The organism is Pantanalinema rosaneae CENA516, from assembly GCF_050753385.1.
Lineage (GTDB): Bacteria > Cyanobacteriota > Cyanobacteriia > Leptolyngbyales > Leptolyngbyaceae > Pantanalinema > Pantanalinema rosaneae.
The window spans coordinates 120862-128004 of record NZ_JBLZFZ010000016.1 but is presented as its reverse complement, the minus strand read 5'-3'; the positions used below and the strand labels follow the sequence as shown (position 1 = coordinate 128004).

Annotated in this window: 5 protein-coding genes; 1 reads left to right on the top strand and 4 read right to left on the bottom strand. The window is 44.2% G+C overall.

The window, feature by feature from the left end:
• The 3 genes from ACN4EK_RS11915 to ACN4EK_RS11905 all read right to left on the bottom strand — a co-directional run.
• The coding region (locus ACN4EK_RS11915) for a pantoate--beta-alanine ligase (RefSeq protein WP_431658102.1) at positions 1 to 410 on the bottom strand (410 nt) is incomplete at its 3' end.
• A gap of 110 nt (positions 411 to 520) precedes the next feature.
• Positions 521 to 1063, bottom strand: a complete 543-nt coding sequence (locus ACN4EK_RS11910; RefSeq protein WP_431658101.1) for a peroxiredoxin family protein — start codon at positions 1061 to 1063, stop codon at positions 521 to 523.
• A gap of 52 nt (positions 1064 to 1115) precedes the next feature.
• Entirely contained in the window at positions 1116 to 1481 is a 366-nt protein-coding gene (locus tag ACN4EK_RS11905) for a CU044_2847 family protein (RefSeq protein WP_431658100.1), read from the bottom strand.
• A 136-nt stretch (positions 1482 to 1617) separates the two neighbouring features.
• Here ACN4EK_RS11905 and ACN4EK_RS11900 point away from each other — a divergent pair, with 136 nt between their 5' ends.
• Entirely contained in the window at positions 1618 to 5034 is a 3417-nt protein-coding gene (locus ACN4EK_RS11900) for an nSTAND1 domain-containing NTPase (RefSeq protein WP_431658099.1), read from the top strand.
• Positions 5035 to 5040: 6 nt separating this feature from the next.
• Here ACN4EK_RS11900 and ACN4EK_RS11895 read toward each other — a convergent pair whose 3' ends face one another.
• Positions 5041 to 7005, bottom strand: coding sequence for a C1 family peptidase (locus ACN4EK_RS11895; protein ID WP_431658098.1), 1965 nt, complete (start codon positions 7003 to 7005; stop codon positions 5041 to 5043).
• Between the last annotated feature and the right edge of the window lie 138 nt (positions 7006 to 7143).

Here is a 7143-nt window from a genome sequence, read left to right as displayed (position 1 = left end):
AGATGTGTATAAGAGACAGGAATGGGAGATGGGGAGGGTGAGGAAGATGGGGAAGTAGAGGGTGAGCTAATGCCCATTTCGGCGGGGGTGGGAGCGAAGATGACATCGACTCCGGCGGCCTCACAGAGTTGTTGATCCTGTTCCAGGGTGCGGGGGTAGCGAGAAAAATCTTCCTGGGGCCCGAATTGTAAAGGATTGACGAAGATACTGACGACAACAATTTTGTTTTCCCGGCGTGCCCGTTGGATCAAACTGAGATGTCCAGCGTGGAGTGCGCCCATTGTGGGGACTAGACCGACCACAGAGACTTCCCCAATCGGAGAGGCTTCGTATTCTCTTGATGGCGGTTGACTCGATCGATGCAGATCTAGATAGCAGCGCAATCCAGCAATGGTTGTCAATCGACGCACCACAATTCCCCCCGTGACTCATGCTCCGTTAACAGTGTATAGAATCTCTGCTCCAACCGAAGTGAGTAACGCCCAACTGGGTGGCTGAATGATGCCCGGATGCCACTCGCTTAAAGCTGATCCACCACCTCCAAAAGCTTATCGACGCTGGCATTGTGATCCAGAAAGGAAAATAAATGTTTGTACTGAAGCCGTCCCCGATCGTCTAAGACAAATTGAGCGGGTAGGGGTGCGCCTAATGCCTGACCCGTTTGATACAGTCGGAACACCCGACAACTGGGATCAATTAACAACGGCATTTTTAAGCCCAAGTCCTGCACCACGGTTTTACTCTGCCGCTCATCGGTACTGGTAATCATCCACAGTTCCACTTCCCGATCGCGGAATTCCTCGTAGCGATCGTTCAGTTCCTTGATGTGGGGATAGCAGAAGGGGCAATATTGTTTTTCGGTAAAAATCCGCGTGAATGCCAGGATAATCGGCACTTCTCCCCGATAGTCAGCTAATTTCACCGTTTGGTTATTCGTGACATCCAGCAGTTCAAAATTGGGAGTCAGCATTCCCTGACTCAGGGTATTCGTCGCGGGAATGGGTAAAAAGTTTTGGACAAAGCGATCGTTAATCAGTCCGCTAAAGTCTGTAGACGTAAGCATAGACAAGAGATGAATAGCCGATTACTTCATATACCTTAACGTAGGTTGAGGCTTAAGCCGACTTTGTGGTTGACTCTGTTTCTACAAACGTACATTTGACCGAAATTTCCAAATTACTTTCCGCCGAGCCTTCGGTAATGTAAGGGACACCGGCTTTGCCCCCCAGTTTCACTCCAAACTTCAGGTTAATCTCCTGTACATTCGCCACCCCAAAGTTGCGAAAGGCACTCACCGTTTGCACCGCACAGGTACGGATCATCTGGCGAGTTTTTTGCATTTGAGTTAGCACATCTTCTTGAATGCCATATTCCTCAAAGCCTTCATCATCGTTAGTAGATGGCGATGGTGGTTTAGTGGTCATCGTCACGTCATACACTTGACCATCCGATTCAAATGCCAAGTATTCTTGTTCCGGCATAGTGTCCCTCAATCTGTTGATTGAGATCAGATTAGCAGTCTTTTGTTAAGGTTTCGTCTCATTCTACGGGCATCCCAAAAATCCTATGTTTGAATTGAGTTGACACGCACTTCTACCTCCTGTCTCCTCACGTTCAATGGCTCGTTACGCCCTTGTTATCGGCATTTCGGAATATAACGATTCCTTACTCCCCAACCTGTCTAAAACCGCCAGTGATGCTAAAGCGATCGCGGCTTTGCTCAGAGAATCCAACACCTTTCAAAAAGTGACGGTGTTACCTAGCACTGTGAATCAGCAAGACTTTGTCCAAGCCCTAAAAAAGTTTTTGGAAGAAGCAGACAAAAATGAAGCCCTGATTTACTACACCGGACATGGCATTACTCAAGTCATTGAGGATAGCTTTGGACGCAAAACCAAGCAAGGGCATCTCGTCATGTCCGATTCTCGGGTTACGTTGAATCCGCAAAATGAATGTATTGCGATCGGTTCCAGCATTCCCTTACCAGAATTTAATCAAGTTATCCAAGACTCGAATCTGAGTAATTTAGTGGTGTTACTGGACTGTTGTCACAGTCAGTATGTACTGGAAAGGGGGCTGCTGGAACGCCTCACCGCCTTTAGTGCCAACACAGACTATTACTTTGTGGCAGCTTGCCGCACTACCGAAGCTGCCCGCGCCAAGAAAAGTGAACAGCATAGTGTGTTTACCGGGGCACTCTTAGCCGCTTTAGCCGCCGAGAATGCCGATGAGGATGGGGTCGTCACGGGCGATCGCGTGTTTGATAGCCTGTATCGTGGTTTGCGGGGCTTGGGACAGGAGCCGATTCGCATGGGTTGGGGACGATCGATCCCGATCGTCCGGTATCCCGAAAAACGGTTAGAGCCAGAAGCCTTATTTAATCCCACTAATCCCTATGTTGGTCTAGCCGCCTTTGAACCCTCGCAGCAAGACTACTTCTTTGGACGGGAACAAGCCATCCGGGACTTACTCGATCGCCTGACCAAAGCCCGTTTCCTGGCAGTCACTGGATCATCCGGTTGTGGGAAATCATCCCTGGTCAAAGCCGGACTGTTGCCGCCATTAGCCTGTGATCGCCCGATCGCGACGATGACTCCTGGTAGCGAACCTTTGGAAACCTGGCAAAAACTCCTCCAACAGCATCAGAATTCCAAGTTGCCTCTTGTTCTGTTGATTGATCAATTTGAGGAGCTATTCACACTGTGTCAGGATGCTGAAAAGCAGCAAGCCTTTATTCAACACTTAGTTGACGAAGTTACTCAACCCGATCGCCGCACCCAGGTGATCGTCACCATTCGGAGTGATTTCCTGGCTCACTGCGCCAAATTCCCAACCGTTGCCGCTCTGATCAATTCCAAAGAACCACCGCAACTTTATCTCGTTCCTGAATTATCCCTGGCGGAGCTGCAAGCCGCGATCGTGAAACCTGCGCTCCGGCATGGAGTCACCTTTGCTGAAGGGCTAGCCGCCGATATTGCTGCCGAAGTAGTCGATCAACGGGGAGCATTGCCCTTACTGCAATATGCCCTGACCAAACTCTGGGACGCTTGCATTAGCGAGAATTCCCTCGATCGCCTGCTCACCCGTGAAGCCTACGAGCAAATTGGTGGTGTGAATGGGGCACTACGGGATACCGCCAATCTGCTGTACGACACCTCTTCCACCACCGAACAGCCCCTGATCCGCAAACTGATGTTGGAACTGGTACGGGTGAATGACGACCAATCGCGCACACGCCGCCGCGTCAGCCGCGATCGTCTGGAAAAAGTCGTCGCCCCTACCGATCAACTCCAACCAATTTTGGACAAACTCACCCGCAACCGTTTGATCGTGCTGGATGAGCGAGCGATCGAAGTCACCCACGAAGCCTTATTGACCGAATGGACGTTACTCGATAGCTGGATTAAAGCCGAACAAGAACAAATTTATCTCCGAGATCAAGTCGAAGCCTGTTACAAAGACTGGCAAGAACGCTATCAGCGATCGCCGGATGCCCTCCTCTCCGGCGCATTACTCGCCGCCGTTGAAGAGAAACTTAATTGGCAACACCTACCAGAAGCCGAGTTTGTTCGGCAAAGTATTGAGAACCGCGAGCGATCGGTGAAAGCTCAACTCCGCAAACAACGCCAGTTTTTCTTGTTAGCCTCGGCATTTTTAATGTCGATCGTCGCAGGCACATTTATTTACTTTAGGCAAGAGGCGATCTCCGCACAGGATAAGCAAGCCGAAACCTTAGTTACCCTTGCCGAATTTCAATTCAAAAACCATCAGCAATTTGAGGCGTTTAAGAATAGTCTCAAAGCACTAAATATCTTGAAAAGTCAACCCGATATAAATTTAGAAAAGTATTTAAAGAGAATTCAACCAATCATTTATGGCACTACTGAGATAAACAGTTGGCAAGCTCATCCTCAAGCCATTTATGGTTTAAGCCTCAATCATAATCTCAGTAGTTTTATATCTCAAAAGGAGATTGCTATAGCTTCATCTGATGCCTCTGGAGAAATTAAGCTCTGGAATACAAAAGGGGAGCTAATCACACCGTTACATCAACAATCTGGATACGTTAGGAGAATTGCATTCAGCCATAATAGTAAGCTCCTTGCTTCAACATCTACTTATGGTGAAGTTCAACTGTGGGATTTAACCAACAATTCCAAAAGGATTTTAGGAAATCATAAAGGTCGTGTCTATGTGGTTGCCTTTAATGAAAAGGATACAGTTCTAGCTTCTGTTGGAAAAGATTCAGTTATTCGGTTATGGCAAGTTTCTACAAAACAAAAACAATCATTGCCATCTCTGAATGCCAACAACTTTACCACTAATCCATCGAAAACAGCGATTGTTATCAGCTTAGATCTTCATCCTACGCAAGAGCTAATTGCTTATGCAGGCGATGGTGATTATTCTGTAAGGCTTTGGAGGTGGAATACTGATAACAGACCAACAATGATTGGCTCGCACAATGCAGCTATTAATGATGCAAAGTTTAGCTCCGATGGTTCACTATTAGCAACTGCTAGTAATGATGGAACTATTAAAATATGGTCACTTAAGCAAGGAAATAGTAGAGTACCTCTAGTAGCAGAAATTCGCGCTCACAATCTAGCTATTTATACTGTGGCTTTCAGCTCAACAGGTGACTTTCTAGCTTCGAGTGGTGCTGATAAAGTAGTAAAAGTATGGAATTTAAGCAAAATTATTAATGAATATAATCTAACAAAGAAGCCTGTTAAACCTAACGAGAAGAACGTAGTCCTGCTACAAGGGCATACTTCTGATGTTAACCAATTAGAGTTTATTTTTTCTAGAGATCCAAATTTTTCTAAAGAAGATAACGACAGATTTATCATATCCACAGGAGATGATTCAACCATTAAAGTCTGGGATTGGAAAATTCCTAAAAATCTCCTGCTAATAAAAGAGATTTCTGAAGAAGAGAACGTAAACACCTTATCAGAGTATGCTTGTTCGCTTCTCTATCTATATGCAAACCCTAACCAATATAAAGACAAATTGGAATGCAGTGATTAACTAAAATTAGTGATTTTCACCATTAGGGCATGTGTCTGGATCACACATCACTAAATCGCCGTTATCTCTTAGTAGTCCGAAGTCGTCTGTGTTAATCCACTCGAATTTGAGGATTGACCACCAATCGAAGGTTAAGTCGCTATAGACATAGGCGTATGGCAACCAGCCATGACCGTTATCACCCCAATCTTGTCCCCAGGAATTCCGAATCTTAAAAGCACCTTTCGTCACTAAATGCTCATCAGCACTAATTACAGATTCTAGCCTCTCAGCTCGGGCAGTTAGATCTTTACTAAATTGAAGTGATTCTGGTACAAGAACTGGATTATCAGAAAGTTTTTCCTTATCGTTGGGTTTAATAGTCAACTGAATAAATTTACCATCAAACTTTGAAAAGTCTAAAAATCTAAAATCTTGAAATGGGATTGAATTACTACCCTTTTGGCGATAGCCATTAGCATTAATATCCCATTCATACTCAGTCCAAGTATCATCATTTTTTAGATAGGCACGTCTAATTTGTTCTCGATCTTTCTTACCTAATGGGCTGGAATTCGTGATCAGTTTATCATCATCATAGCCCACAGCAACTACAGCATGAGCCCCCTGATAAATCTCACCAAAAGTTGGAAAAGGAATTTGACCTTCTTCGTTGAAATGTTGCTCAGAGTGTTTTCCATTCACCACTGATTTCGCGGCTTCTAAGAAGCTAATTATAGTCTCCATTTTCACTTTTGCATTAGAACCTCCAGTCTGCTCCAGAGCCTTAAAGATAGCCAGGATTCTATCATCTAATAGACCTTCAAATGGCTGTTTATTGAATGATTGCTGAACTGATTGATGTACCGAAAAGCCAAAGATGACTGGCAACCCAGAATAGATAAATATTTTGATTTGAGCAATCAGAGCATGGTAGCTTAGATCGAGACGATCGAGCTTAATATAACTTTCTGCTCGGTAATTTCTGGCATAGGCATAACACCAAGCTGGCGGTTCTTCAGTTAATTTATTTAAGTCATAGGGCCAGTATTCTTCCGGTGGCACACCGATCGTGCTTAATGCCGTGACGATCGCTCGAACTGAAACAGGTGAGGTCAATGGCACTTGCATAATATGACAAGCCGCTTGATGTAAAAACAATCTGGATGCATCAAAGTGCTTGCCACTAGAAAGCCGCTCAAAATATTCCAGTAAAGCCACTCCAGCATTAGCGCCGCATAAAATTCCGGGCGATTGGTCTTCTATTGGCGACCAATTCACAGGGTCTATAGTATAGCTACGAAATCCTACACCTAAATATAAATCTAAAGTTGGTTCATGCTTTTGAATCGTGATCTTGCCGTTATGAGAAACGGCTATATTACCGATAATTTTATTCCCGGTTTTATTATTAATTGATTTGATATATACCTTGTCTTTATGAACTCCAACATATCCAATAATTTTGTTTTGAGCATCTTTGATGACAAGTTGGCCTGGCTGAAGATTCAAATCTAGCTCAACAGATTTTGATTTACCTTGACTTTGCTCATCAGTAGTTGATTGCTCTGTCCCTTGATAAATTTCTAATGAAAGAGTTTTCTGCTGTTCTAATCCTCTAAAGTTGAGTGGAATCAGTACAGGACTACCCTGTTCATGGTCTGTAGTTTGACAACAGGGGTCATTACATTCCGAAGGGGAAGCGACATGGACACAATATTTTAGGAATAAATCTTTTTTCTGTATATCGGAAGGAGAATTTACTTCGACCCATCCACCCGATTCTTTATACTCGTAATATTTGCGATCCTTTGGCTTATCCTTTGTTTTATCACCATCGGGCTTTATGTCGTCAGTATCGGGAAAGTGCCATATCCCAAACTTAAGTTCTATTCCTTGTTGTTTACTTAACTTATTAAGAGCATCAATGAATGTATAGTCCCTAATATCTGAATCAGATCGGGAACAGCCAACTTTAATTTCAGGTTCCATAGCTCATAACGCAGGTGAATTTCCTTTTATCTCAGGATGCACCCTACACCAATTTAAATCGATTTTTCCTAGCTGAAAAATATTAATTAAATATTAAGCTATTGGCAAGAATGTAAGGTTCTCAGCCTACTTGAACTG

Coding starts and splice junctions, on each gene's coding strand:
- ACN4EK_RS11895 (WP_431658098.1), bottom strand. CDS start 7,005: ATGGAACCTGAAATTAAAGTTGGCTGTTCCCGATCTGATTCAGATATT.
- ACN4EK_RS11910 (WP_431658101.1), bottom strand. CDS start 1,063: ATGCTTACGTCTACAGACTTTAGCGGACTGATTAACGATCGCTTTGTC.
- ACN4EK_RS11905 (WP_431658100.1), bottom strand. CDS start 1,481: ATGCCGGAACAAGAATACTTGGCATTTGAATCGGATGGTCAAGTGTAT.
- ACN4EK_RS11900 (WP_431658099.1), top strand. CDS start 1,618: ATGGCTCGTTACGCCCTTGTTATCGGCATTTCGGAATATAACGATTCC.